This window comes from Psychrobacter luti (assembly GCF_014192115.1).
Classification (GTDB): Bacteria; Pseudomonadota; Gammaproteobacteria; order Pseudomonadales; family Moraxellaceae; genus Psychrobacter; species Psychrobacter luti.
Genome location: NZ_JACHXL010000003.1, coordinates 483,552 through 510,518 on the forward strand (window position 1 = coordinate 483,552; position 26,967 = coordinate 510,518).

Genomic DNA, 26,967 nt, shown 5'->3' on the forward strand with positions numbered 1-26,967 from the left:
CTTGTAGGCAGTATTTAAGATTGACTGTCCTCAACTGCCAGTCGTGTCTGTCCTATCCAGTAACGGCTAAACTGATACGCCACTCGTCCCGAACGTCCGCCGCGCTCTGATGCCCAACGTAAGGCCGCTGCTCTTATATTATCAGTTAGCGTCTTATTTTCTTCTTCATTATTACTTTCTTCGTCATTCGCATTATCTAGGCTGCGATTTGATGAAAGTGATAAATAATGACGCACGATGTGTAAGTAAGTATTTTGATCCATTGGATGAAAGGACAGCCATAGACCAAAGCGATCAGATAACGATACTGTCTCATCAATGGTTTCATAAGGATTGACTTCATCGGTTTGACCATTATAAATATTGACATTGTCTTTCATTAGCTGTGGCAACAGATGACGGCGATTACTGGTGGCATAGACCAGTATTTTGTCTTGCTCTGAATCCAGCGAGCCGTCCAGCACACTTTTTAACGTCCGATAACTCTCATCTTGCCCGTTAAATGCCAAATCATCACAGTACACCACATAGTGGCAGCCACAATCCGCTGGCAGCGCATTAATGGCGGCACGTATCTTATCAAGCACCCGTAGGTCATCACGGGCAATTTCAATAATACGCAATCCTTCGCTATGATAGGCTTGTAGCAACGCCCGAATTAACGATGATTTACCGGCACCGCGTGTGCCTGTCATCAAGACGTGATTGGCAGGATAGCCTTTTAGGAATTGTCGCGTGTTCTGTACCAGTTTTGCCTTTTGCGTATCGATACCATGCAAGTCATCTAAACTTAAAAACAAGTTAACAGCAAGCGGCTCTAGATGACCCTGATGACCGCCAACCCAGCGATAGGCCAACTTTTCAGGATCAATCTCGATAGTTGGTGTGACATGCTCTTGCAGATACTGCCCAAGTAAATCCAATAAATGATCGGGCAGGGCATAATTCATAACGGTCTTGGTGGATTGGGGCATGATACTTGGTCGCTCATATAAATTAAAATGTCGTTTGGCATACTAGACGTATAAAGGTTTCACTTTACCATGAAAAATAGTGCCAGTAATCCATCTACAATACAAGCCGGTACAAAACAAGCGTTAAAAATGCAAGCGCAGCAAATTCTACCACTGCTGACCACTTTATTCTTAAGCTTGCATTATAGAGAGATAGCACACCAGCGTATCAGCCAGCAAGATCATAATAGCAAGAATGACTGCCAAGGTTTAACACGCGCCCAGCATGCACAATTTGGTCAGGTGATGATTAAATGGCAGTTAAGCGCTGACACTAATAAAAACTCGGCTGATTTAGCTTATGAGGCTGAGGTTTTACAATCTATAAATAGCTTATCAACCAGTAAAAACAACCTTAAAAGCCGTCTTCCCGTTATTGCTCCACCAATACTAGCCTACGATAACTTCACGATTAAAATACTAAAACCGTCTTCGCAGCTGACGATAGTTGTCATGCCTTCTTATCCAAATGGCAGCTTGGCAACTCATCTAAACTGTCGAAGTCACTCGCTATTGACCGCTCAAAAAAAGCATCATTTTATCATGCAGTCTGCTCATCTCATCGCTAATTTACATAACATTGGCTGGCTACATAATGATATTAAGCCTAGTAATATTTTGCTAGATGGTTTCATGCCAAATCAGGCGGATAATAGCAGTATCACACCTGATTTATTATTGATTGACTTTGCTTTGGCAGAAGCAATTAATGACATTGCTCAAAACAGCGATACAAATACTACGGAAAATAGTGCTGGTACGCCAGCCTATCTTGCCCCTGAACGATGGCAAGGGAAGGGTGCAAAGCTGCAAAGTGATATTTATGCGTTTGGGATAATGCTGTATGAAATATTAACGGGCGAGCGACCCTTTAATATAGACTCACTAAATGATGAGCCGTTAAGAGAGTGGGCGACTCAGCATTGCCAACAGCCAATTCCAAAATTGCCATTAGAATATAGTTGCTATCAAAGTATCGTTAATAAGGCATTGGCGAAGCGGGTAGAGAATAGGTATCAAAGTATGGCTGAGATACTTTGGGATTTAGAAAGGACTAGAAAGTAGCTGAGTTCAACAACTGAGGTTGAGAACACAAAGTAATTAAATGACAGACACAAAAAAACCTGCTCAAAGGCAGGTTTTAATATTTGGTCTAAGATGTACTATCCGAAAATGGTGGGGCTGGAGAGACTCGAACTCTCACACCTTGCGGCGCCAGAACCTAAATCTGGTGCGTCTACCAATTCCGCCACAGCCCCATTTTCGTTACTCTATCATCAAAAGTGTTGAAACTCAAACACCATCTAGATAAATAACTGATTCGGTAGTGCGTCTCAGTGGTTGGCTATTATATAGAGTTTGATTAGTTTGGCAACCCCTATTTGCACTTATTTTTAATTTTTTAGCAATTAATTTTGACGGTTCTCGTAAATAATTGATATTAATGCGTTTTTAATCAGGTAATTTGTCGCTTTAGTCAAGGTTGTTTTGCATTGCTGATGATGAGATATCTAACTGTTGTAATTTGCGGGTCAAAGTATTGCGTCCCCAACCAAGTAAGTTGGCGGCTACTATTTTCTTTCCACTACTATGATTGAGTGCGGCCTTAAGTAAGACGCGTTCAAACTCTGGCGTTGCGGTTTGTAAAATATCGATTTCGCCAGTTTGCAAAGACTGCTCAGCCCATATGGCAAGTGCCTGCTGCCAGCTCTGGTTTTCATTGGTTTGGCTGACTGGATTGTTTTGAACGTTTTGCTTGTTTTGATTGAGACTATACACGCCATCATTGTGCTGCTGATTTTGAGTGGTTTCTATTACGGAAAGATTTTGCTGTGGACGCGGTTCTTGAAGCGAGAGCGTATTTTTAAGCAGTTCTGGTGGTAAATCCTCGACCATGACTGTCTCGCCCGTTGCCATCACTGTCAACCAAAGGCAGACATTCTCAAGTTGGCGGACATTACCGCGCCACTCAAAAGATTGCATCACCTGTAGCGCCGTAGGGTGGAGTTTTTTCTCCGCGCTATTAATCTGTTCAGCGGCGCGCAGCATAAAGTAGCTTGCTAATGCTGGAATGTCTTCAGGTCGTGTCCGTAATGGCGGTAATGGCAGGCGAATAACATTGAGGCGATAAAATAAATCTTCACGGAATTTGCCTTGTTTGACGAGCTCTTCTAAGTTTTGGTGGGTGGCGGCAATGATGCGTACATCTACTTTCACCGGCTGTTGTCCGCCGACGCGAAAAAACTCGCCATTGGCCAGTACGCGCAGTAAACGCGTCTGGGTGCTATACGGCATGTCACCGATTTCATCTAAGAATAGCGTTCCGCCATCAGCTTGCTCAAAACGACCTTGCCTAGTCGTCGTTGCGCCAGTAAACGCGCCTTTTTCATGACCGAATAACTCAGATTCAATCAAATCATGTGGAATTGCTGCCATATTAAGAGCAATAAAGGGTTGCTGCGCTCGCGGAGAGTGCTCGTGGAGTGCGCCTGCAACCAACTCTTTACCTGTGCCTGATTCTCCCGTAATCAAAACCGTAATAGGTGAGTGTGCTAAGCGTCCAATAGCGCGAAATACCGTTTGCATGGCTTGTGATTGACCAATAATGCCGCTGGGGTTGTTATTAGCATTGGTGTTAGTTTTGAGCTCAGCTTTGTTTTTGGTAGTTTTATTAGGTTTGCTAGTAGCATTAACCTTGCTAGCAGTTTGAATCGTTGGCTTTGTCTTATTAATGACTTTTGAATGAATATTGAGTTTTGAGTCGGCCTCAGATGGAGTGTCAATCGTTATATCGGTAGCAACGGTTGGCTGAGTTACTAACTCCTGATTCGGCTGATAGTTAATGGCTTTATAAATCGTGGCGACGGCATCATCTAAATCAAAGGGCTTGGGCAGATATTCAAATGCGCCTGTTTGATAGCTATTGATCGCAGACGTAAGGTCGGAATGTGCCGTCATAATGACAATCGGCAGCTTAGGAAAGTGCTGATGTACCCAATCACTAAAGGACAGACCATCCATCATAGGCATACGAATATCGGTTAATATCACATCTGGCAATTGGTCGGCTACTTCGTGCTGTTGCAAGACATCATTAAGGCGTGTCCACGCGGCTTGCGCTTGGGTAAAGCTGATAACGTTGAGACCGGCATCCTCAAAAGTATCTGCCAATACCAAACGCAGCGCCACATCATCATCGATAAGCCATAACGTCGCAGGATTATCATCAGGCGCGTTATTCACAGTGACCCTTGAAATTTGCTCATTGCTCGTAAGGTGTTGAGTATCATTATACTGAGTCATGTGTTTCGCCTAATAAGCAGTAACAGGATGGAGGTGGCAGCATTAACTTTCAGCGTTTGGCTGCTGAAAAGGTAGGTAAAGGGTGAAACGGGTCTGATTGTTATTATAATTATAACTGGGATTATCCCTTTGTAATGAATTTGAGCTGACGTCAATCATACCATGATGGCGGCTGATGATATCTTGCACAATAGATAAGCCAAGCCCAGTACCGGTGGCGCGGCTGGTCACCATCGGAAAAAATATCTGACCAATCAGCGCATTATCTATTCCTGAGCCATTATCAGTAATGGTAATTTGCAACACCTGCTTGTGCTGTTGGCTACCGATGGTATGCTGAAAGGCAACCCGCGTTTGAATATGCAGTTTTGGTTGGTAGTTATCATCAACAGCAAGATGATACTGCGCAATATCTGACAGCAAGTTATTGGATGCGGCTAGCCTGCTTTGCTGCAATGTTTGCTTAAACTCAGTCATGGATTCGCAAGCATTATTAATAAGGTTTAGAAACACTTGGATTAATTGATCTTTGTCAGCGCATAACTCAGGCAACGACAAATCATAATCACGCTGTAGCGTCACTTCTGGATATTGATTAACTACTAAGGCCAAAACATGCTCTAGCGGCTCATGAATATTTAGTATTTGCCAGCTTGGTAGTTGATTAGAGCCAAGGAGTTGTCCAATTAACTGGGTCAAACGATCGGTCTCTGAGATGATGATATCGGTATAATTGCGGAGCTTTGCTCCGTTTTTTTGTAGATTGTTATTATGATTTAAATCTGTATTTTTATTGGGAATATCAGCGTTAGTGTCTTTGTCAAAATAAGACATATCGCTAAATTTGATAAATTGCCGCTGCAATAATTGCGCCGCACCGCGAATGCCCGCCAATGGATTTTTTATTTCATGGGCGACCGAACGCAGCATGTGACGGGCCACACTATATTGTTGCTGCTGGCGTTGTTCTTCTGAAATACGGCTTTGACGATCTTTGCCCCACATCTCAATAATAAAATAAGGCTGCTGCTCATAAATGACGGGCGTCACGCTATAATCTACGGATAGTATGAGTCCGCCGTTGAGCTGGGTATGGATGAGGTGATCATGATCGATAAAGGGTTGTTGATATTTCTTTGCTTGAGAAAATCGCTCAGTCAAAGAGCAAGTTTTATCTTCTCGATTGTTACTAATAAGACTGTCTTTTAACGTTAACTCATCGGGTGCAAGCAGCGTCAGTATTGATTGATTAAGCAAGCGTCCGCTACTGATTGCCAGTAATTGTTCAGCTTGGGCATTTAGCCAAGTGATAGAAAGCTCATCGTCAATCCATAAGATAGCTGTAAATAAATGCTGCGATATAAATGCCAAATCTGGTGTCGGTTTTTCGGTGATCAAATCAGCTGTCATGAGTGCTGCCTAGAGTAAAGAGATGCTCGATATAATATTTAACCATAAATCAACACTATAGAGCGGCAAAACTGGCGGTTTTTGCAAAAAAAACGTACAATGCGCACAGCCATTTTTCTCTAGCAAGGTTAGCCATGCCCAATATTTCTACCGAGTCCGTTAATACGACTATAGCCCCTTCACAGCCAGCTTCTTCACCATCAGCTTCTATGCCAAAAGACACTGCCACTATTTTTAATCCTGCCAAGCCGACGGCAACGCCCGCGCAAAGCTCGACGGACAGTGTTCAACCTTACCACCATAAAGCCAACCACAATCAAAATCGTAGCATTGAGCAAAGTAGTGATGTGGTTGCAGCGGCATCAGCTAAAGCGACAGCAGCGACTATGAATGCGCCAGTGAACGCAGCGCCAAAGATTGGCTTTGTGTCATTAGGTTGTCCAAAAGCCTTGGTCGATAGTGAGCGCATTATCACAGAACTTAGCCGTGACGGTTATCAAGTGGCCAGTGATTATGAAGGCGCAGACTTGGTCGTGGTCAATACTTGCGGCTTTATTGAGTCCGCAGTGCAAGAGTCATTGGACGCTATTGGTGAAGCCATTAGCAAAAACGGTAAGGTGATTGTCACAGGCTGCTTGGGTAAAGAGGCGGAAAAAATCCGTGCCATGCACCCAGCCGTACTAGCCGTGACCGGCGCGCATGCTTATGATGAAGTGATTACTGCCGTATCGCAGCATGTGCCCAAGCCGAATCGCAGTCAGGATGCAAACTACGATCCAAAAATAGATTTGATTAATGAGGCGGGTATTAAATTGACCCCAAGTCATTATGCGTATCTAAAAATATCGGAAGGCTGTAACCACCGTTGTACTTTCTGCATTATTCCAAGCTTACGTGGCGATTTGGTCTCGCGTCCGATTGATAGCGTGATGAATGAAGCCTTGGCGCTAAAAAACGCTGGCGTGAAAGAGTTGCTTATTATCTCGCAAGATACCTCTGCTTATGGACTGGACTTAAAATATAGAACCAGTTTTTGGAATGGTATGCCGCTCAAGTCGAAATTCTATGACTTATGCCAAGCATTAAATGACTTGGGTATTTGGGTGCGCTTGCATTATGTTTATCCATATCCGCATGTTGATAAAGTCGTTGAGCTAATGGGCGAAAAGAAACTGCTGCCTTATCTTGATATTCCATTCCAGCATGCTAGCCATCGCATCCTAAAAGCGATGAAGCGTCCGGCGCATAGTGAAAATACCTTGGCGCGTATTAAAGCATGGCGTGAGATTTGCCCTGATATCGTCATTCGTTCAACCTTTGTGGTTGGCTTCCCTGGTGAGACAGAAGAAGATTTCCAATGCCTGCTTGATTGGTTGGTCGAGGCACGCCTTGATCGCGTCGGTGCCTTTACTTACTCAGAAGTCGAAGGTGCGGTCGCCAATGACTTGCCAAATCATGTGCCTGAAGACGTCAAGCAAGAACGCTATGAGCGTTTGATGACGCTACAGCAGGACATCTCAGCACAGAAACTACAAGAGAAAGTCGGTAAAACCTTAATGGTATTGGTCGATGAGATTGATAGTGAAGAGGGCATTGCGATTTGCCGTAGCTACGCTGATGCACCAGAGATTGATGGTCATGTCTACGTTGATGAAATCACTGCACAAGTTAAAGTCGGACAGTTCCTAACCGTTACTATCGATGACGCTAGCGAGTATGATTTGTTTGCCAGTTATAAAGGCTAAGTAGTCACAGTAGCTGATTATTCACTACAATATACGAGTGAAAATTGCCCAATCACAGGCAGTTTTTGCTACAATTAGCGCAATTTAGCCTTTTGACCCGTTTGCCATCCGCTATGGTGCTTTTTATTATGTATAGTACTTCGGGTTATGGCAGGTCGGGTAAACCCAACGGCAAACTCTATTTGTGTTTTACCGCTCATTTTAATTATAATTTAATGCTAACAAGGTGACCTCATGTCTGACAAAAACCCGCGTTACTCTCGTATCTTGCTGAAACTCTCTGGTGAAGCCTTAGCAGGTGGCAAAGAGATGGGGATTGATACCGAAGTGCTCGATAAGATGAGCTTGTCTATCGCCCACTTGCGCGGACTTGGGGTACAAGTCGGTATCGTCGTTGGCGGTGGTAACTTATACCGCGGCGCCCAGCTACAAAAAGAAGGCTTGGTCGGCCGAGTCACTGGTGACCAAATGGGCATGCTTGCCACTGTGATGAATGGTTTGGCGATGCGTGATGCCCTTGAGCGTCGTAATATCAAAACGCGTTTGATGTCAGCATTGCCAATTGGTGAAGTCACTGAAAGCTATAGTAGCCGTAATGCAATTCGTTATCTCAAAAACGGCGAAGTATGTATTTTTGTCGCGGGCACGGGAAATCCTTTCTTTACCACCGATACTGCCGCTTGCTTACGTGGTATTGAAATCGAAGCGGGTTTGATTTTAAAAGCGACCAAAGTAGATGGCGTTTACGATAAAGACCCAAGCTTACATGCCGATGCCAAAAAATATGATGGCTTAACCTTTGATGAGGTGCTTGAGCAAAAACTTGGCGTTATGGACTTAACGGCAATCGCTTTATGCCGTGAGCACAATGTACCGCTACAAGTATTTGATATGACCAAGCCTAACGCATTATTAAACGTTATTATGGGCGAAAATGAAGGCACGCGCGTTTATCATTAAGCTTAAGCGTAGGCTTTATCATTTATATGAACATGAAATCACTGATGTAGTCAGCATCAATCTTTGAATAAGATTTATACCTAACAGTTTTATACCTAACAGCAATGAATGATTTATCGATAGCGATAAATAAGGATACATGATGATTAATGAGATTAAGAAAGACGGTGAAGCACGTATGGCAAAGACGTTAGAGGCGCTCGAAAGTACCTTTAGTAAAGTACGTACTGGCCGTGCCCATCCAGGTATGCTATCTGGTGTGATGGTTAGCTACTACGGCACAGATACGCCATTGAATCAAGTTGCGAGTGTCAACGTTGAAGACTCACGTACGTTATTGGTACAGCCATTTGAGCGTACTATGGTGCAAGCGATTGATAAAGCCATTCGCGAAGCAGATTTGGGCTTAAACCCGATGACAGCTGATGTGATTCGTGTGCCGATGCCAGCATTGACCGAAGACACGCGCCGCGATATGCAAAAGCTTGCCCGTAGCGAAGCTGAAAACAGCCGCGTTTCTATCCGTAATATCCGCCGTGATATGATGAATGACATTAAAGAGTTGGCAAAAGAGAAAGAAATCTCAGAAGATGATGAGCGCCGCGCCAGTGATGATATTCAAAAAATTACTGATAAATATATTGAAACGATTGATAGCCGCTTAAGCAAAAAAGAAAGCGACTTAATGGAAGTATAAGAAAGAAACGGTGTCTTTTCATCTACTTTCTTCAGTTAAAGACAACGCAATTTTGTCAAAGATAATTCGTCATCCGCATCCTTGCTCTAAATAAACAGCCAATACTAAATGGTGATTGGCTGTCTATTGCTTTATAAGAAATTAAGATTTTATTTTGCCATAAAACTTATATACAAGATTTTTTAATACTTATATGTCTTTTAATACGTCTAAGTCTGTTAATAATTGCTTTGGCAAATAGGCAATAATTGTTGCAAGGCATAAATTTAGTTCGCGTACCATCACTTTACCCAAATAACAAGCAAGTTAGCCTATGTCTATTCCAGATGCTTTAACTCCCGCTCTTCTTCCTCGTCATATCGCTGTTATCATGGATGGCAACAACCGTTACGGTAAAATCAATCATTTAGGCAAAGGTCAGGGACACATCGCTGGTAAAGATGCGCTAGATCCTATAGTCGAATACTGTGTCAGTACGGGCATTGAAGTGCTAACCGTATTTGCCTTTTCTAGTGAAAATTGGCAACGTCCACCGAGTGAGGTGGCATTGCTGATGCAACTGTTGAGCTTAACCATCAATGAGCAAATGCCACGTATGCTCAAATATCGCATTCGCCTGCGCTTTATTGGTGATCGCAGTCAGCTTAGTGAAGATTTGCAAGTATTGATGCTAGACGCTGAGGCAAAAACAGCCGACTTTGAAGCCATGGCTTTAGTCATTGCTATTAGCTATGGTGGTCAGTGGGATATTGCTCATGCTGCCAAACAGCTGGCAGAGCAAGTCGAAGTGGGTGAGTTGCGCGCGGAAGATATTAATAAAGAGATGCTTGGCGAATATGTGCAATTAGCAGATGCACCAGCAGTCGATATGTTGATACGCACGGGCGGCGAATACCGTCTGTCGAACTTCTTGTTGTGGCAATCTGCCTATGCTGAATTGTTCTTTACCCAAACACTATGGCCGGACTTTAAAGTAGCAGAGTTGGCGGCAATGATAGCTGAATTCGCCCAACGTCAACGTCGCTTTGGCAAAACGAGCGAACAAGTGGTGACAGAGCAGCAGACGCGCTAACATGATTAAAGTTCATAACTGATGCTCATAATTAAAGCTTATAATCGTTTTAAAAATGGTTTGTTAAAATATGCTAGACGTTTGAATTACACTTGTTTGGTCAATGATAAGCTGCTTTAATGAGCGTTAATCATAATTGATAGACTATTATGGTTCACGGATATGATGTATTTTGACCAAACATTCTTCGTTATATAAGGCTCGATAAGTATGTGGCAACGAATTAAGACGGCAATTGTTCTCGTTATTATCGTTGGTATTGCAATGTTTGCGAGCCAAACCCCTATTTTATTTGCACCGCTGCTAGCGATTGGTGTCATTATCGCCGCTCATGAGTGGACGAAGCTGATGCCAAAATGGCAGCAGCCTGCATTATTTGTACTCTTAGTTTTAGCACTGACCATTGTATCGTTAATGTTTAAAGTCACTTGGCTATTTTGGTGGGTGGCGTCACTGGTTATTTGGCTGATGGCACTGTCTTGGGTACGGGTATTTCCCACTCATACCAACTGGTACGGTAAGAAATTAGCATTGATGGGTGCGGTGATATTAACCGCCGCCATTACCGCTATGTTCTACTTATGGCAGCTATCAGCATGGTGGCTGTTATATGTATTCTTGCTAGTCTGGTGTGCCGATAGTGGCGCTTACTTTGTTGGGCGTAAGCTCGGTCGCCGTAAGATGGCGCCAAATGTTTCACCCAATAAAAGTATGGAAGGGCTGGCAGGGGGCCTAGTCACAGGCTTGCTTGTGGTCATCGTCATCAGTGTCTTTAAACTACAATTGACTGGTCTACCATTAATCGCTTTTGTAGCCTTATCGGCGTTAACGATTTTAGCGTCCGTATTGGGCGATTTGTTTGAATCTATGCTCAAGCGCCGTGCTGATGTTAAAGATTCTGGAACGATTTTACCTGGGCACGGTGGTGTATTAGACCGCATTGACTCGCTATTGTCTGCCACACCGATATTTGCACTGGGTTTTTGGGCAATACAGCAACTTGGTTTAATTGTCGTATAAGAGTAAGTAGTTTAAGAGTAAAAAGCTATCAGGCTAAAAATATAAAAAGAGGTAGGGCTTACATATTTGGTAGCGACTAGGCTGCCTCGTATTAGGTTTTATAACTTATATTTATTTCTCATTTAATTTAACCGTATTATAGGCACAGATGGTTATGACCCAACGCATCGCCGTACTAGGCGCGACAGGCTCGATTGGCGATAGCACGTTAGCAATATTAGCGGCGCAACCACAGAACTATGAAGTTTATGCCTTATCAGGCTATCACCGTTTAGATAAACTATTGGCACTCTGCCAGCAGTTTTTGCCCAAACGCGTCAGTGTGCCGACAGCAGCGGTCAATAACTTTGCTCAGCGTCTTAACGCAGCAGGTCTCGATATCGACGTGGTCGGCGGTGACGCAGGGCTGGTCGATATTGCGACTGACACGCAAACTGATACCGTCGTTGCGGCTATCGTAGGCGCAGCAGGTCTGCCTTCTACCTTAGCTGCTGCACGGGCAGGAAAGCGCATCTTATTGGCCAATAAAGAAGCATTGGTCATGGCAGGGAAAGTCATGATTAATGCGGTTAAAACGTATAATGCGACCTTGTTGCCTTTAGACTCAGAACACAACGCCATTTTTCAGTGTTTACCATTAGCAATTCAGCAAGACAATACCCAAGTCCATCAGCCAAATCATGGTGTGCGTAAATTATGGTTGACGGCATCTGGCGGACCTTTTTTACTGCAGTCATTTGAGCAGATGCAGCAAGCTAGCGTCGCAGCAGCGGTGAAACATCCGAATTGGTCAATGGGTCAAAAGATATCGGTCGACTCGGCAACGATGATGAATAAAGGGCTTGAATTAATCGAAGCCTGCCATTTATTTGATTTGCCAGAAGATAAGATAAATGTGGTCATTCATCCACAAAGTATTATCCACTCAATGGTAGAATACAGCGATGGTAGCTTCTTAGCGCAGCTAGGCAGTCCCGATATGAAGACGCCTATTGCCCACGCGCTCAGTTACCCTGACCGTATCGATAGCGGCTCGCAGCCGTTAGATTTATTTGCGTTAAGTGGTTTAGAGTTTATTGAGCCTGATTTGCAAAAATTTGCCTGTTTGCGTTTGGCAAGGCATGCCATGCAAGCGGGTACACAGGCAACGATTGTGCTAAACGCTGCTAATGAGATTGCGGTTGCGGCATTTTTAAACGGGCAAATTCGCCTTACTGATATTGCGAATATTAATTCGCAAGCATTAGATGAGATACAAGTGTCCGTATTAGATGAGACTGCCGATATTGAAGATATTTTAGCAATTGATAAAATAGCGCGTCAGCATACTAATACGTTGGTGGCGAAGTTGGCCTAAACCTATAAAATTTAGCTATTTGATAAATACTGTTAAAAGTGATATTGACAGGTAACGCTAAACAGTATGCTAAGAAATGATAGTGATAAACGATGTTAAGAGACAATACTAAGAGCTAATACTGAGAAAAGATAATGACGTTTTTATTAACGCTGCTTGCGGCAATATTTGTCTTAGGTCCGCTCATCGCCTTACATGAGTGGGGTCATTATATTGTGGCGCGTCTTTGCGGCGTTAAAGTGTTGACGTATTCTATTGGCTTTGGTCCCAAACTCTTTGGTTGGACCAGCAAAAAGAGCGGTATTGATTATCGTATCTCGGCATTGCCGCTTGGTGGTTATGTCAAAATGCTCGATGAGCGTGAAGGCGAGGTAGCAGCCGATGAGCAGCATCTAGCCTTTAATTGTCAGCATCCGCTGAAGAAAATTGCGATTGTTGCTGCTGGTCCTATCATGAACTTTGTTATTGCTATTGCACTATTTTGGGTATTGTTTATGACCCCGTCTGAGCAATTAGCGACAAAGATTGGTCAGGTATTACCCGATACTCCAGCAGCGATGGCACAGTTGCCCGTTGGTGATAAAATCGTTGCAATTGATGGTCACAAAGTACAAACGTGGGAAGGTATTAACTATCGTTTGGCAGGGCGTATGGGTGAAACGGATAATGTCAGTGTCACCTTGCAGTCTGATGCAGAAGGTAATAATACAACCAAAACTTATCAAGCACCAGTTAAAGAGTTTATGCAAGGTAATGCGCAAGGCAAAGATGCGTTATCAAGTTTTGGTATGATACCGTGGCAACCAAACATTGCACCGATAGTTGGCGATTTAACGCCCGATGGCGCTGCCAGTCGTCAAGGCTTACAGGTGGGTGACCGCATTACTGCTATTAACGGTGAAGAGATTAGTGATTGGATTAGTGCCACGCGCATCATTCGCGATAGCCCTGAGACTTTGCTTAGTTTTACCGTACTGCGTGACGGAAATTCGGTACAGTTATCTATTATGCCGCAAGGTAAAAAAGACAATTTAGGTAACGATTACGGGCAAATTGGTGCTATGGTGGCAGAGTCTGAAATCGTCATTCCTGATGCCTATAAGACCACTGTTGTTTACGGTCCTGGTGAGTCGCTGGTTAAGTCATTTAAAAAGACGGAGCAGTTGGCAGTCATGACGGTGAGCTCAATGGGCAAGATGCTGTCTGGCATGATAGGTTTAGAGAATTTATCAGGTCCCATTACCATTGCAAAAGTTGCCAAGCAAAGCTTTGATATTAGTTGGCAGATGGTATTATCTACTGCAGCTTTGATTAGTTTAAGCCTTGCGGTATTGAATCTTTTGCCCATTCCAGTGTTAGACGGTGGACATATTGTCTATTACGTTATTGAGTTGATACGCGGTAAACCACTCTCTGAAGGTGTGCAAATGGTTGGACTTAATATCGGTTTACTCTTGCTGGCAGGTTTCATGGTGTTAGCAATTGGTAATGATATCAGCCGGCTATTTTGACAAAGGACGCTGTCGCTTGGCAAGTAATCCGCTATAGACTAATGGTTGCGCCCTTATCAAGTACTGATGATTGAAGCGATACGATGTTTATTTCATAATGTCGCCACTGTACTAATTTTATTTTTTAGTTTATTTTATGATGCGTTTTATATAAAGTGTCCTGAGTCTCCCACGCTGAAGTTTACGACTTTATGCGAAATGGGCTAGACAACACGTGCTTTTTACCTTAACTTAAGCAAGTTTTTTATTGACGGATAGTGTTTATGCGTACGCCTTTATTTATGAGCGCGGCTGGGTTGCCGTTAGTTGTAGCGATGATGAGTATGCCGGTTCAGGCTGCAGAATTTGTAGTGACTGACATCGGTTTCAATGGTCTACAACGCCTAACTCCTGATAGTCTCTATCCGGTTCTGCCTATTACGGTGGGTGATGCGGTTAATGATGGTAGTTTGGCTGCCAGTATTAAGGCGCTATATGCGACTGAAAACTTCGCCGACATTCAAAGTCGTATTGAAGGTGGGAATCTACGCTTTGATGTTGTCGAGCGTCCTATCATCGCTGAGGTAAACTTTGAAGGCAATAAACTCATCCCAAAAGAAGGGCTTGAGCAAGGACTTGGTAATGCCGGTTTGTCTGTCGGTGATGTGCTTAAACAAGCAACGCTACAAGGCGTGGCCAACGAGCTACAGCAGCAGTATATCAGTCAAGGTTATTACAACAGTAATATTGAAGTCGATCAAACGCTGCTTGATGGTAACCGCGTAAAACTTGATGTGCGCTTTATTGAAGGCAAGCCTGCTAAAGTCGTTGATATCAATATTATTGGTAATAAACACTTTAGTGATGAGCAGATTAAAGATGTCTTTGCGGTAAAAGAGTCGTCATGGACACGTCTGTTGTCTAAGTCTGATCGCTATGCGAAAGAGAAGCTGGCGGCCAGTTTAGAGAATCTAAAAGCCCTTTATCAAAATGATGGTTATGTACGCTTTTCAGTAGACAATGCGGTGCTTAACATCAGCGAAGATAAAAGCAGCATATTTATCGAAGTCAGCTTAAGTGAAGGCGAGCAATATCAGTTTGGTGAAGTGAACTTCTTAGGTAAGCCAACCTTTGAAAACAGTGAGCTAAAAGAGCTGGTTACTTTTGCACCCAATGAAAAATATTCACAAGCTAAGCTAGATGCTACAACAGCTGCACTTAAAAGTCGTTATGGTAATGAAGGCTATTATTTAGCCCAAATTAGACCAGTGCCGCGTATCAATGATGAGACTAAAGTAGTCGATGTCGATTACTATATTGATCCTGCGCGTCCTATTTATGTTCGCCGTATCAACTTTACAGGTAATATAAAAACCCAAGATGAAGTACTTCGCCGTGAAATGCGTCAGTTAGAGGGCACCCTTGCCTCTAGTGATAAGATTCAGCTGTCACGCACGCGCTTGATGCGTACCGGTTTCTTTAAAGGCGTCAATGTTGATGTGAAGCCAGTGCCTAACCAGCCAGACCAAGTCGATGTGAATTATACGGTTGAAGAGCAGCCTTCTGGTAGCTCAACCATTGCTGCGGGTTATTCGCAAAGTGGTGGTGTGACTTTCCAGTTAGACTTGACCCAAAATAACTTTATGGGCACGGGTAACCGCGTTAAAGCCGCACTCTCACGTTCAGAGACGCGTGACTCTTACAGCTTGGGCTATACCGACCCATACTTCACTGAAAACGGCGTATCGCAAGGCATCAGCGCTTATTATCGTGAAACCAAATACGATGACAGAAACGTTAGTAACTATGTCACCGATGCTTATGGTGCCACCCTGAACTATAGTTATCCTGTTGATGAAACTAAACGCGTGAGTGCGGGCTTGAACGTTGATAAAACTACTGTACGTGGTGGTAACCGTCTTGGCGTCTCAAACGTTCAGCAAATTATTGACGATGGCGGTACGTTTGAGCCCTTTAGCGGTGATTACGAAGGTCGTACCGGTTTTAAAAATGAGTATCAAAGCTATAACTTATTATTCGGCTGGGATTACAGTACGCTAGATCGCCCAGTTTTCCCAAATAAAGGGATGAGTCACACAGTCGATGCGACTATTGGTCTTGGTGATGCCAGTTATCAGAAACTGGTTTATCGTGGCAATATTTATCAACCTATCTATAAAGATTGGGTCGCACGCGGTTATACCAAGCTTGGCTATGGTAATGATTTGCCATTTTATGAAAACTTCTATGCGGGTGGTTATGGTTCAGTACGTGGCTATGAAGCCTCAACGCTTGGACCTAAATCGCAAAGCTACTATGATGCCGTTAGTGATGAGCCTGGCACATTGAAACCAGAAGAGATTGGTGGTAATGCGTTGGTTAGCTTTGGTACAGAACTGATTTTACCAATGCCCTTTAAGGGTGATTGGGCAGATCAGGTACGTCCAGTCCTATTTGCTGAAGGCGGTCAGGTATTTGATACATCAGATAAAGAAGATCGCACCTTTATTGATCCAGATACGACGAATCCAGATAGAGATACTGGCGTACCATTATTAACCCAAGACAATAAGTTCCGCTTTAGTGCTGGTTTGGGTGTCACTTGGTATACGCCAATTGGTCCAATTTCTCTCAGTTATGCGGTGCCGATTGGTGATAAAGAAGGCGATGAAACTGAAAAAGTTCAGTTCCAAATCGGTAACACTTTTTAATCCCATAAAACCACGTAATGATAAGCTATGTAACAATGTTTAATTACTTTAGTTTATGCAGCTAACTAAATTAATAGACAATTAAACTTTAGCAGGTCGCCAAGATGATATCTCAACTTGGCGACCATCTTATTCATATGCATACTAACAGCAATTATACTAATAACAATTATGATAACGATTGAGCAACTCATCACTCGGATCGAGCAGCGTCAGCCTGTTCTTAACAAGGGCGAACTTAGCGCTGCGCAATTATGTCTAAATTTAGACGGTGTTGGTAATTTAACCACTGCCAATCCGCAGCAATTAAGTTTTTTAGCCAATCCGCATTATATTCCCAGTTTGGCTGATAGTCAGGCAGGGGCTGTGCTGACCACTACAGAACATCAGGACAAAGTTGGTCAAAATACTATTGCATTAGTCGTTGCTGCGCCTTATTTGGCTTATGCTAGCGCTAGTCAGCTTTTTGCTCATCAGTCCTTGATGAGTGGTATTCATCCAAGTGCCGTAATAGCCGAAAGCGCCGTAATTGGTAATGGGGTGACTATTGGACCTTTTTGTGTCATTGGTGAACAAGTACAAATTGGTGAACGTAGTGTGCTTGATGCAAATGTGGCTATCGAAGCAAATACTACGATTGGCAGCGATTGTGTGCTCAAATCGCAAGTGGTCATCGGACACGATTGTGTACTTGGTCATCATGTAAGGTTACATGCGGGAGTTTGCGTAGGGGCTGAAGGTTTCGGCTTTGCCCCAACAAGCAACTCAAGCGTTACTGGTTGGGAGCGTATTGCTCAGCTAGGACGTGTGGTGATTGGCAATCATGTGCGGATTGGTAGCCAAACCTGTATCGATCGCGGTGCTATTGATGATACGGTGATTGGCAATCATGTTATTATTGACAATCTTGTACAAGTCGCCCATAACGTGCGTATCGGTGATGGTACTGCCATCGCGGCGCAAACTGGCATCGCAGGTAGTACGACGATTGGCAAGCGCTGCATTATAGGGGGCGCTGTTGGTATTACTGGTCACATTGATATTACCGATGATGTGACGTTATCTGGCATGACCATGGTGACCAAGTCCATTACAAAGGCGGGTTCGTACTCTTCTGGAACAGCAGCCATGCCGACTGCCAATTGGCGGCGTGCAGCGGTACGTTTTCGTCAGCTTGGGCGTGACTAATCCAGCATGAAAGGTACAGCATGACTATTACAGAGTGATTAGTACCTAATAATAAGCACTCAGTTAACGCGACAGTCAATTATTCTTAGAGTTTATAAACACAGCAACGCTTAAAGACAAAGTAAAGCTTAGCATACAGCAAGGAAGCCTCATTATGAGCATAACTGATATTGATAGACCTACTGATGAAGACATCAAAAGTTTGGCGGAACAAGGTTTAACATTGCCATTAACTTATCAGACTCTAAAGCATTATCTGCCGCATCGTTATCCCTTTATGCTAGTAGATAGAGTGATATCTTGCACCCCTGGTGAATGTATTACCGGTATCAAAAATGTGACCATTAACGAAGAGTTTTTTAATGGGCATTTTCCTGATGAGCCGATTATGCCAGGCGTCTTGATGGTTGAGTCGATGGCACAAGTATCAGGTGTCCTTGGTTTTATTAGTGCCGGTTTAACAGCAGAAGATGGTTATTTATATCTGTTTGCTGGAGTAGATAAAGTGCGTTTTAAGCGCCGCGTTATCCCTGGTGACCAGCTGATTATCCGTGCTAAAACCGTGATGCAAAAGCAGGGTATCTACAAGTTTGATTGTACCGTCCATGTAGAAGATGAGCTTGCTGCTAGTGCTCAAATTATGATTGCACGTCAGGAACAATAAAATAGCTTTATAGATGTTGCGCAGTGGGTCGGTGAGATTGTTTAGACCTGCCACCAATAGTAAAAATTAGAGTCATATCTATATTTTAGACAGAATGATAGTTTTAATCACAGTGGTTTCTAAACGCAGCTGGTATTAGGGTGATTATTAACGCTAAACTGTCTGTATTTGTTTTACCATTTACTCGCATTAGATGATACAAAGGCCCTCATTATGAGTCAGATCCATCCAACAGCACTCATCTCACCGTCCGCTAAGATTGATGAAACTGCCACCATTGGTCCTTATTGTATTGTCGGTGATGAAGTTTCCATTGGCGCCCATACGGTTTTACACCGTCATGTGGTCGTGGCACGATTGACGCGTATCGGTGCGTACAATCAGTTCTATCAGTTTGCCAGCATCGGTGAAGACCCACAGGATTTGAAGTACGCTGGTGAGCGCACTTGGCTTGAGATTGGTGATCATAATACCATTCGTGAGGCTTGTAGCTTACACCGTGGTACTGAGCAAGACGGCGGCTTGACTAAAATTGGCAATCATAATCTCTTGATGGTCAATACCCATATTGCCCATGATTGCTTAATTGGCGACCATAACGTGTTGGCAAATAACGTCGGCATTGCCGGCCATGTGACCATCGGCAATCATACGATTATCGGCGGTAACTCAGGTATTCATCAATTTTGCACCGTTGATGATTATAGTCTAGTGGGGGGCGCAAGTCTTATTCTAAAGGATGTGGCTGCTTTCACCATGGTATCTGGTAATCCTGCGAAAGCACATGGCTTAAATGTCGAAGGTATGCGCCGTAAAGACTGGTCTAAAGAGACGATTGATGTCTTGCGTCAAGCGTACCGCACTGTCTATCGTTCGGGTTTAACGACGGCTCAAGCGCTAGAGATATTAAAAGAAGAGCTATTACCTCAAGAACCAAAAATTACCCTTTTAATCGATTCGCTGCAAAAAAGTCGCCGCGGTGTTGTGCGTTAATATCATTTAACTAAATATATAAGCAGTAGCTAAAACCAATATCAAGCAGGCATATATAAAAACGATGTTATAACTTAAGCCTCATACGTAATTCTAAAATCGGCGAACTCTTGTAATTTTTTCCGATAAATATAAAAAGCCATAACTATTTGTTATGGCTTTTTATATTTATCGCTACTTGACTTTTTTGGCCGCTTAGCAGAAACTGAGCGTTTACGATATTGTAAACAATTCTTTCATAATGTTGCTAGATGTGTCACATTGGCATGTTAATTAAATTACCGCATAAAATAGTGGCTGATTTATAATAATCAAGGAAGATTATAAGCAGCATTAATTGAGGCATGAGGAAGGCAAAATGGCTATTAATAAACAAGAACATGCTCAGTGGAGCTCAAGTTTTGGCTTCGTACTGGCAGCAGTAGGATCGGCAGTTGGCTTAGGAAATATTTGGAAGTTCCCTTATATGGTTGGGGAGAGCGGTGGTTCAGCTTTTGTTATCGCCTATTTATTTTGTCTTGCCCTTATTGGTTTTCCAATCTTGGTTGCAGAATGGTTAATTGGTCGCCGTGGGCAAAAAAACCCTATCAATACATTTTCTGACGTTGCAGCAAGCGAAGGCAAATCACGCAGTTGGGGTATTGTCGGTGCGACTGGTATCTTAGGTGGTTTTTTAATTCTATCGTTTTATAGTGTCATCGGTGGTTGGGCGCTTAACTATATTACCAAAGTTGGTTCAGGAAGCTTTGCGGGTCAAGATAGCGACTCTGTAGCTGCAACCTTTGATGCGATGTTAGCGTCAGCAGGTACCTTAACTATCTGGCATACAGTTTTCATGGTCATTACCGCTTTGATTGTTGGCGTGGGTGTGACGAAGGGTATTGAAAACACGGCCAAAGTTCTCATGCCATTATTGGGTATTATTTTATTCGTCATCGTCGGCTATAACGTTATGAACGGCGGTTTTGGTGAAGCGGTTAATTATCTGTTTGCTCCAGACCTTAGTAAGTTGAATGCCGATGTGATGCTAGCAGCACTCGGACATGCTTTCTTTACCTTATCTATCGGTATGGGTATTATGGTTGCTTATGGCTCTTATCTGGGTCGTGATGTCAATCTATTAAGCACCGCGCGTACAGTAGTGATTTTAGATACCATTATTGCCTTGGCTGCTGGTTTAGCTATTTTCCCAATCATCTTTAACAACGGTCTTGATCCGGCTTCAGGTCCTGGTCTTATCTTTGTCAGTCTGCCCATCGCGTTTGGTAGCATGGGTGCCGGTGCCGTTATTGGTACGTTGTTCTTCTTACTAATTACCTTTGCCGCCGTGACATCATCAATCTCATTGCTTGAGCCAACGGTTGAGCTTTTAGAAGAGCGTACGCCAATGAGCCGTACCGTATCGACCATCGTAGCCAGTATTGCGGTTTGGTTATTAGGTATTGCAGCTTTGTTGTCATTCAATTTATGGTCTGACTTCACTATCATGGGTAACGGTATCTTTGATGTGTTAGATAAATTAACCAGTAAATTCATGTTACCTTTGACCGGTCTTGCCGCGATTATCTTTGTCGGTTGGCAAATGGATCAACGCAGCATTCAGCAAGAACTTGGATTGTCTAACTTTACCTGGCAGTTATGGCAAATCGTTGCTAAATTCATTGCGCCGATTGCTGTAATCATCGTTTTTGTAACCACTTTAATGAGCTAATGGATAGACTTTCTCTTACTTATTAATAGTATTAGTATTTTAGGTTATAAAAAAGGGCTTAAGAAATATCTTAAGCCCTTTTTGTATGCTAACTAATTTATTTAATGGTTGTTAATTATATCGAATAGCCCTGAAAACGCCTAACGTAAATTAAGTTCAGGGACGGTTTGTCCACGTTTACTATAGAACTCATTCACAAATTCATCAAAGGTATCTTTTTCAATCGCGTCTCTGATACCTTGCATCAAACGTTGATAGTAACGTAAGTTATGAATGGTTGCCAACTGCGCACCTAGCATCTCTTTGCATTTATTAAGATGAGATAAGTAAGCACGGCTAAAGTTTTGACAGGTATAGCAATCGCATTCAGGGTCTAATGGACCTTCATCGGTGCGATATTGGCTGTTACGTATACGTACCACGCCCGCATTTTCAGCGTCGCCTGCGACAAAGTAATGACCATTACGGGCGTTACGAGTCGGCATGACGCAATCGAACATATCGACGCCGCGGCGTACGCCTTCAACGAGGTCTTCAGGCTTACCAACACCCATCAGATAGCGCGGCTTGTCAGCTGGCATATCATCTGCAATATAATCTAAGACATCTATCATCTCTTCTTTTGGCTCGCCAACGGACAAACCACCGATGGCGTAACCGTCAAAGCCAATCTCAAGCAGACCTTCAAGTGATTGCTTACGCAAATCGGCATACATACTGCCTTGGATGATGCCAAATAACGCATTGGTATTACCAAGCTTATTGTGTTTATCAACGCAGCGCTGTCCCCAACGTAGCGACAACTCCAATGATTTTTTGGCTTCATCATGAGTAGCAGGATAGGGCGTACACTCATCGAACTGCATGACGATATCTGAATTTAAGCTATATTGAATCTGCATCGATTTTTCTGGCGATAAAAATACTTTCGCGCCATCAATAGGCGATTTAAAGTTAACGCCTTCTTCGGTAATTTTACGCATCGCACCCAGACTGAATACTTGGAATCCGCCTGAATCAGTGAGGATGGGTTTATCCCAGTGCATAAATTTATGCAGACCGCCAAATTTATCAATGATATCCGTACCCGGACGCAGCCATAAATGAAAGGTATTGCCCAAGATAATATCTGCGCCAATGGCTTCGATATCACGTGGTAGCATGCCTTTAACGGTACCGTAAGTACCTACTGGCATAAAGGCTGGCGTTTGTACGTCGCCATGATTGAGGTGAACCGTACCACGGCGCGCACGCGTGATGCCGCTGGCTGTTTTATGTAAGACAAATTGCATAAGTTAACCGCTATTTAAGCTAAGAAAATAGCGTCAATTATAGCATTGTTAGGTATTTTTTTGGACATCGATATTTAAGGTAGCGTCATTTTGAATAAGGAACAGAGACATCCATAAAATAGCCTAAGCATGTTTAAAGTTAATTTAAAAGATTAATCTTTTTTATTACTACGCTATGACCAAAAGACACAGACAGTTCCACCAAGCCATTGCTGCAGTAAATAAATAACTGCTGCAAATTTAAGAGTATCAAATCCTCTTTTTGTACGCAGGAGAGATGATATAAGCAAAGCAACCTACTTCTTATCGAAACGTTCGTTATTGAATGGAACGCTATCAAGTGGCGTGTATTAACCAGTGCATTATTGCTATCAGGAGCAGCTATGGCTACCGAAGAGCCGAAATACACGGTATTGTCGCAAGTAGAGGATTTTGAGTTGCGTCGCTATGATAGTCAGCTGGTGGCACAGACTTGGGTATCTGGTAACCAAGATGAAGCTAGCCGTAAAGGGTTTAAGATATTAGCGAATTATATCTTTGGTAATAATACGGTATCAAACGGGGAGAGTAGTAAAATCAGTATGACTGCTCCTGTAGCCATGAAATTCGAAGCAAAGCAATCTGATACTAAGAATAATGGAGCGTCGCAAAAAATCGCTTGTGAGTATGCAGCAGACTGATGGTCAATGGCGTGTACAATTTACTATGCCAAGCCAATACAGTATGCAAACGCTACCGAAGCCGAATAATCCAGACATCACAATTATCGAAGTGCCGCCGCAGACTTATGGGGTAATTAAATTCTCAGGACTTGCTGGCAGTGAAAAGGTAGCTACTAAAACAGTAGAATTACAGTCTTGGATGCTGTCGCAAAAATTAACGATGACAGGTGTACCTGAACTGGCACGTTATAATCCACCATGGACGCTGCCATTTATGCACCGCAATGAAATCATGATTGCTTATCAGCAAAAATAGTTCATAAAAAAAGACAGCGATTGCTGTCTTTTTTGTATCTAAATTCAGAGTATCGGGTTTAGCTGTTTTGCTCGCGAATGATATTCAGCATGCGACGCAATGGCTCAGCAGCGCCCCATAATAGTTGGTCACCAACGGTAAATGCACCTAGATACTCAGGACCCATATTAAGCTTACGCAGGCGACCTAATGCGACAGTCAAAGTGCCCGTCACTGCAACGGGTGTTAAGCGATTCATAGTGGCTTCTTTATTGTCTTCGACCACATCTAGCCACTCATTACCGCTATTCTTCAGTGCCACTTCAATCTCTTCTAATGGAATGTCTTTTTTAAGCTTAATCGTTAAACCTTGTGCATGACAGCGCATTGCGCCAACGCGGACACACATACCGTCGATAGCAATCTTATCTGCTTCAGAATTACCAAGGATTTTATTGGTTTCGACGCCACCTTTCCACTCTTCACGTGACTGCTTGTTTTCCAGTTGCGCGTCGATATAAGGAATTAAGCTACCGGCTAGTGGCACACCAAAATACTGCTTAGGGAAATCGTCTGAGCGTTGAGTCTGGGCAATTTTCTTATCAATTTCAAGAATGGCGCTGGCAGGATTGGCAAGCTCGTCTTTAACAGCATCATGTAGCACACCCATGCCTTCGATAAGCTCACGCATGTTGTTGGCACCAGAACCGCTAGCTGCTTGATACGTCATGGCGCTGACCCATTCAACCCAACCTTTATTAAATAACTCACCAATCGCCATCAGCATGAGTGACACGGTACAGTTACCGCCAATAAAGTCTTTTTTGCCATTCGCAAGCGCACTATCGATGACGCTGCGGTTAACAGGGTCAAGAATAATGATGCTGTCGTCTTCCATGCGTAAGGTGCTTGCCGCATCAATCCAGTAGCCAGTCCAGCCACTATCGCGCAGTGGTTGATGAACTTTTGAGGTGTAGTCACCACCTTGGCAGGTAATAATCACATCACAAGCAGCAAGTGCTGCAATATCATGAGCATCTTTTAGTTGGCTGGTCTTGATACCATCAAAGCTTGGTGCGTCGCCGCCGGCGTTACTGGTTGAAAAAAACACCGGTGTCATACCGTCAAAGTCTTTTTCTTCACGCATACGCTCTATCAATACTGACCCGACCATACCGCGCCAGCCTACCAAGCCTACTGTTAAATTACTCATGAAACTTAATCCTTTTTACAATAAATTGTTGCATCGCCAACCAATAACAATGCCGTGAATAGCCCGAAAAAGCAAGGTTTTTTAGAGAATTTCCAGTGTTTTATAGACATAAGTATGATGTTCACTATCACGCTGGGTGATGATTTTAAATATAGTTTCAATAAATCTTGCTGCTTGTTCTACGGCGAACTATTTATGACAATTATTGTTGATTAGAGTGGCCGTTTATCAATCACTTTAGATTGTAACTTTTTATAGTGGCTATAGCGTAATTTATGTTCAATAGTAGGCGTTGCGGTCATGAAATGCTAAAGTAAGCAGCTATTACTCAACTTTATATTAGATTTTTACTATGTGCAGTTTGGGTAGTGGTGATTTAAGCAGCAACAATTTAGATAACAACGGTTTATATAGCAACAAGTTGAACTTGGTCACTGTCAGTTAGTGCAAACAGTAAATTAATATAACCCTTGGCTTCATCATTCATTTAAGAAACGGTCGATACACATTATGGATTTCTCCCTATTATATTATGGCGCGCAGTGGTTGGCGGGGCTAATCGCATTTGTCACCATTTGGGGCTGGCTACCACTTGATAATTGGTGGGTACGCGGCGTTGAGTTCCCACGTATTCAAATTATGATACTTGGCATAGCCGCTTGGATTGGGATGCTGGCATTTGGCTCAGATTGGCAACAGGGACAGTGGCTACTATTTATAGTCTTGAGTATCACTTTAGCCTTTCAGCTGCGTATGGTATTGCCCTATACCAAACTATGGAAAAAAGAAGTAAAAAATGCCAAAGATAAGCCGGAAGTTCAGGAATGTCAGTTAAAAATCATGGTCTCAAATGTTTTGACGCCTAATGATGAGACCCAAAAACTGGTTGATTTGGTCAAAGACAAACAGCCTGATATTTTAATAACTTTAGAAACGGATAAGAAATGGGAGAAAGCGCTTAATCAAATTGAAGTTGATTATCCTTATACCGTAAAAGTACCATTAGACAATCTGTATGGTATGCACCTCTATTCCAAGCTTGAGCTGATAGATCCTGAAGTTAAGTATTTGATCATAGATGACATACCTTCTATTCATACGCAGATGCGCTTGCAAGGCGGACAAATCATTTGGCTTTACTGCTTACACCCGATGCCACCCAGTCCGACAGAAGCGGATAAATCTACTACCCGTGATGCTGAGCTATTGATGGTTGGAAAACATATCAAAGAGAATAACCAGACTGCTATATTGGCGGGTGATCTAAATGATGTTGCTTGGTCAAAAACCACTCGGCGCTTTCAGCGTATCTCAGGCTTGTTAGACCCGCGTATCGGGCGCCATTTTATCAATACCTTTCATGTTAAGTACCCCTTTTTACGCTGGGCTCTAGACCACATTTTCCACAGTGCGTGCTTCACCGTAGTCGATATCAAGCGCATGCCGTCTATTGGCTCTGATCATTTTCCGGTGATGACGACGCTACAATATGAGCCAGAGCAGGCGAGTAAACAAGAAAGCAATGCCCCTACCGAAAAAGCAGAGGATGTCAAAGAGGCAAAAAATACCATTGAAGCGGGCAAGAAAGAGGGCTGCAAAGTATCAAAAGAGCACGCAGAAGCAGAAGAGAAGAGCGATTGTTAAGACGTTGAAAGTGTTTACGTGTATTGAACGATTCAAACGTAAGCAAATGCTTACGCTAAATAAGGTCATTAGCCTCTATGCGCTATTAATCAATTGGCCTAGAATACAACCATCAACACAAGGATATGCAAGGATGTAGTGTTGAGGCAGTACTAATAAAAGCACAGGTCAGCCCGCTGTCTTATAGAGTACTGTTTGTGACTTAGGATGAGTCAACACGGAAGAGATAATAACAATAATATGAAACGCCATAGCCCTGAACCCATCGCCCTAGGTTCGGGGCTTTTCTTTGGGTACGATTTTTATAGCTATAACTCTATGCTATTAGCACTGTATTTATTTTATAGTGGAGCGAATACAGAATAAAAAAGTAAGTATATTTAAATTAACACTATTTCTTATTATATTAAAAAAGGGTATATGCATCGGCATTGAACTGACCCCCAAATGTTGGACGGTTTAGTTTATAACAAGGACTGAGTTCTGTATTGCACAGGACTCAGTCCTTTTAATTTAAGTTGAATACG

22 protein-coding genes and 1 tRNA gene are annotated in these 26,967 nt (G+C 43.0%); 16 read left to right on the plus strand and 7 right to left on the minus strand.

The genetic code is table 11. The features are described from left to right. Positions 1 to 14: 14 nt before the first annotated feature. Positions 15 to 974 (minus strand): ATP-binding protein, encoded by a 960-nt coding sequence (locus FHS24_RS08970; protein ID WP_183620782.1) that lies wholly within the window; start codon positions 972 to 974, stop codon positions 15 to 17. 69 nt (positions 975 to 1,043) lie between these two features. Here FHS24_RS08970 and FHS24_RS08975 point away from each other — a divergent pair, with 69 nt between their 5' ends. Further along, the gene (locus tag FHS24_RS08975) at positions 1,044 to 2,078 is read left to right on the plus strand and encodes a protein kinase domain-containing protein (protein ID WP_183620783.1); all 1,035 of its coding nucleotides are present in this window, start codon (positions 1,044 to 1,046) and stop codon (positions 2,076 to 2,078) included. A gap of 109 nt (positions 2,079 to 2,187) precedes the next feature. Here FHS24_RS08975 and FHS24_RS08980 read toward each other — a convergent pair. From FHS24_RS08980 to FHS24_RS08990, 3 genes are all read right to left on the minus strand, one after another. Then, positions 2,188 to 2,272, minus strand: a tRNA-Leu gene (locus FHS24_RS08980). Positions 2,273 to 2,486: 214 nt separating this feature from the next. Next, on the minus strand, positions 2,487 to 4,316 hold the full coding sequence (locus FHS24_RS08985; protein WP_183620784.1) for a sigma 54-interacting transcriptional regulator: 1,830 nt from the start codon (positions 4,314 to 4,316) through the stop codon (positions 2,487 to 2,489). Positions 4,317 to 4,358: 42 nt separating this feature from the next. Further along, positions 4,359 to 5,726: a two-component system sensor histidine kinase NtrB gene (locus tag FHS24_RS08990; protein WP_183620785.1), complete on the minus strand. Its 1,368-nt coding sequence runs from the start codon at positions 5,724 to 5,726 to the stop codon at positions 4,359 to 4,361. 134 nt (positions 5,727 to 5,860) lie between these two features. Here FHS24_RS08990 and rimO point away from each other — a divergent pair, with 134 nt between their 5' ends. From rimO to FHS24_RS09050, 12 genes are all read left to right on the plus strand, one after another. Then, positions 5,861 to 7,471, plus strand: coding sequence for a 30S ribosomal protein S12 methylthiotransferase RimO (gene rimO / locus FHS24_RS08995; RefSeq protein ID WP_183620786.1), 1,611 nt, complete (start codon positions 5,861 to 5,863; stop codon positions 7,469 to 7,471). A gap of 234 nt (positions 7,472 to 7,705) precedes the next feature. Then, entirely contained in the window at positions 7,706 to 8,431 is a 726-nt protein-coding gene (gene pyrH, locus FHS24_RS09000) for a UMP kinase (protein WP_149489717.1), read from the plus strand. A 142-nt stretch (positions 8,432 to 8,573) separates the two neighbouring features. Further along, positions 8,574 to 9,128: a ribosome recycling factor gene (gene frr / locus FHS24_RS09005; protein ID WP_183620787.1), complete on the plus strand. Its 555-nt coding sequence runs from the start codon at positions 8,574 to 8,576 to the stop codon at positions 9,126 to 9,128. 313 nt (positions 9,129 to 9,441) lie between these two features. After that, positions 9,442 to 10,200, plus strand: a complete 759-nt coding sequence (uppS, locus tag FHS24_RS09010) for a polyprenyl diphosphate synthase (RefSeq protein WP_183620788.1) — start codon at positions 9,442 to 9,444, stop codon at positions 10,198 to 10,200. Between the two features lie 210 nt (positions 10,201 to 10,410). Beyond that, positions 10,411 to 11,220, plus strand: coding sequence for a phosphatidate cytidylyltransferase (locus FHS24_RS09015; protein WP_183620789.1), 810 nt, complete (start codon positions 10,411 to 10,413; stop codon positions 11,218 to 11,220). Positions 11,221 to 11,368: 148 nt separating this feature from the next. Then, positions 11,369 to 12,577, plus strand: coding sequence for a 1-deoxy-D-xylulose-5-phosphate reductoisomerase (ispC, locus tag FHS24_RS09020; protein WP_183620790.1), 1,209 nt, complete (start codon positions 11,369 to 11,371; stop codon positions 12,575 to 12,577). 134 nt (positions 12,578 to 12,711) lie between these two features. Beyond that, entirely contained in the window at positions 12,712 to 14,088 is a 1,377-nt protein-coding gene (gene rseP, locus FHS24_RS09025) for an RIP metalloprotease RseP (protein WP_183620791.1), read from the plus strand. 263 nt (positions 14,089 to 14,351) lie between these two features. Continuing rightward, complete coding sequence (gene bamA, locus FHS24_RS09030; RefSeq protein WP_183620792.1) at positions 14,352 to 16,778, plus strand: outer membrane protein assembly factor BamA; 2,427 nt, start codon at positions 14,352 to 14,354, stop codon at positions 16,776 to 16,778. Positions 16,779 to 16,949: 171 nt separating this feature from the next. Next, positions 16,950 to 17,966, plus strand: coding sequence for a UDP-3-O-(3-hydroxymyristoyl)glucosamine N-acyltransferase (lpxD, locus tag FHS24_RS09035; protein ID WP_183620793.1), 1,017 nt, complete (start codon positions 16,950 to 16,952; stop codon positions 17,964 to 17,966). A gap of 154 nt (positions 17,967 to 18,120) precedes the next feature. After that, on the plus strand, positions 18,121 to 18,630 hold the full coding sequence (gene fabZ, locus FHS24_RS09040) for a 3-hydroxyacyl-ACP dehydratase FabZ (RefSeq protein WP_183620794.1): 510 nt from the start codon (positions 18,121 to 18,123) through the stop codon (positions 18,628 to 18,630). A 213-nt stretch (positions 18,631 to 18,843) separates the two neighbouring features. Continuing rightward, positions 18,844 to 19,623 (plus strand): acyl-ACP--UDP-N-acetylglucosamine O-acyltransferase, encoded by a 780-nt coding sequence (gene lpxA / locus FHS24_RS09045; RefSeq protein ID WP_183620795.1) that lies wholly within the window; start codon positions 18,844 to 18,846, stop codon positions 19,621 to 19,623. Positions 19,624 to 19,981: 358 nt separating this feature from the next. Further along, positions 19,982 to 21,334, plus strand: a complete 1,353-nt coding sequence (locus FHS24_RS09050) for a sodium-dependent transporter (RefSeq protein ID WP_183620796.1) — start codon at positions 19,982 to 19,984, stop codon at positions 21,332 to 21,334. Between the two features lie 140 nt (positions 21,335 to 21,474). Here FHS24_RS09050 and tgt read toward each other — a convergent pair whose 3' ends face one another. Next, positions 21,475 to 22,626: a tRNA guanosine(34) transglycosylase Tgt gene (gene tgt / locus FHS24_RS09055; RefSeq protein ID WP_183620797.1), complete on the minus strand. Its 1,152-nt coding sequence runs from the start codon at positions 22,624 to 22,626 to the stop codon at positions 21,475 to 21,477. A gap of 383 nt (positions 22,627 to 23,009) precedes the next feature. Here tgt and FHS24_RS12510 point away from each other — a divergent pair, with 383 nt between their 5' ends. Next, positions 23,010 to 23,306: an SOUL family heme-binding protein gene (locus tag FHS24_RS12510; RefSeq protein WP_265088153.1), complete on the plus strand. Its 297-nt coding sequence runs from the start codon at positions 23,010 to 23,012 to the stop codon at positions 23,304 to 23,306. Beyond that, positions 23,293 to 23,604 carry an SOUL family heme-binding protein gene (locus tag FHS24_RS12515; RefSeq protein WP_265088154.1) on the plus strand — a complete coding sequence of 104 codons (312 nt, stop codon included), beginning with the start codon at positions 23,293 to 23,295 and terminating at the stop codon, positions 23,602 to 23,604. Before FHS24_RS12510 ends, FHS24_RS12515 begins: the two co-directional genes overlap by 14 nt. Positions 23,605 to 23,662: 58 nt before the next feature. Here the strand turns inward: FHS24_RS12515 and asd are convergent, their stop codons facing one another. Further along, positions 23,663 to 24,796 (minus strand): aspartate-semialdehyde dehydrogenase, encoded by a 1,134-nt coding sequence (gene asd / locus FHS24_RS09065; RefSeq protein ID WP_183620798.1) that lies wholly within the window; start codon positions 24,794 to 24,796, stop codon positions 23,663 to 23,665. Positions 24,797 to 25,306: 510 nt separating this feature from the next. Here asd and FHS24_RS09070 point away from each other — a divergent pair. Then, positions 25,307 to 26,440: an endonuclease/exonuclease/phosphatase family protein gene (locus tag FHS24_RS09070; RefSeq protein WP_183620799.1), complete on the plus strand. Its 1,134-nt coding sequence runs from the start codon at positions 25,307 to 25,309 to the stop codon at positions 26,438 to 26,440. Positions 26,441 to 26,904: 464 nt separating this feature from the next. On the opposite strand, the gene FHS24_RS12635 is transcribed toward FHS24_RS09070, so the two are convergent. Next, positions 26,905 to 26,967 (minus strand): IS3 family transposase (locus FHS24_RS12635; RefSeq protein ID WP_221185040.1); only part of this gene is annotated, 63 nt, incomplete at its 5' end.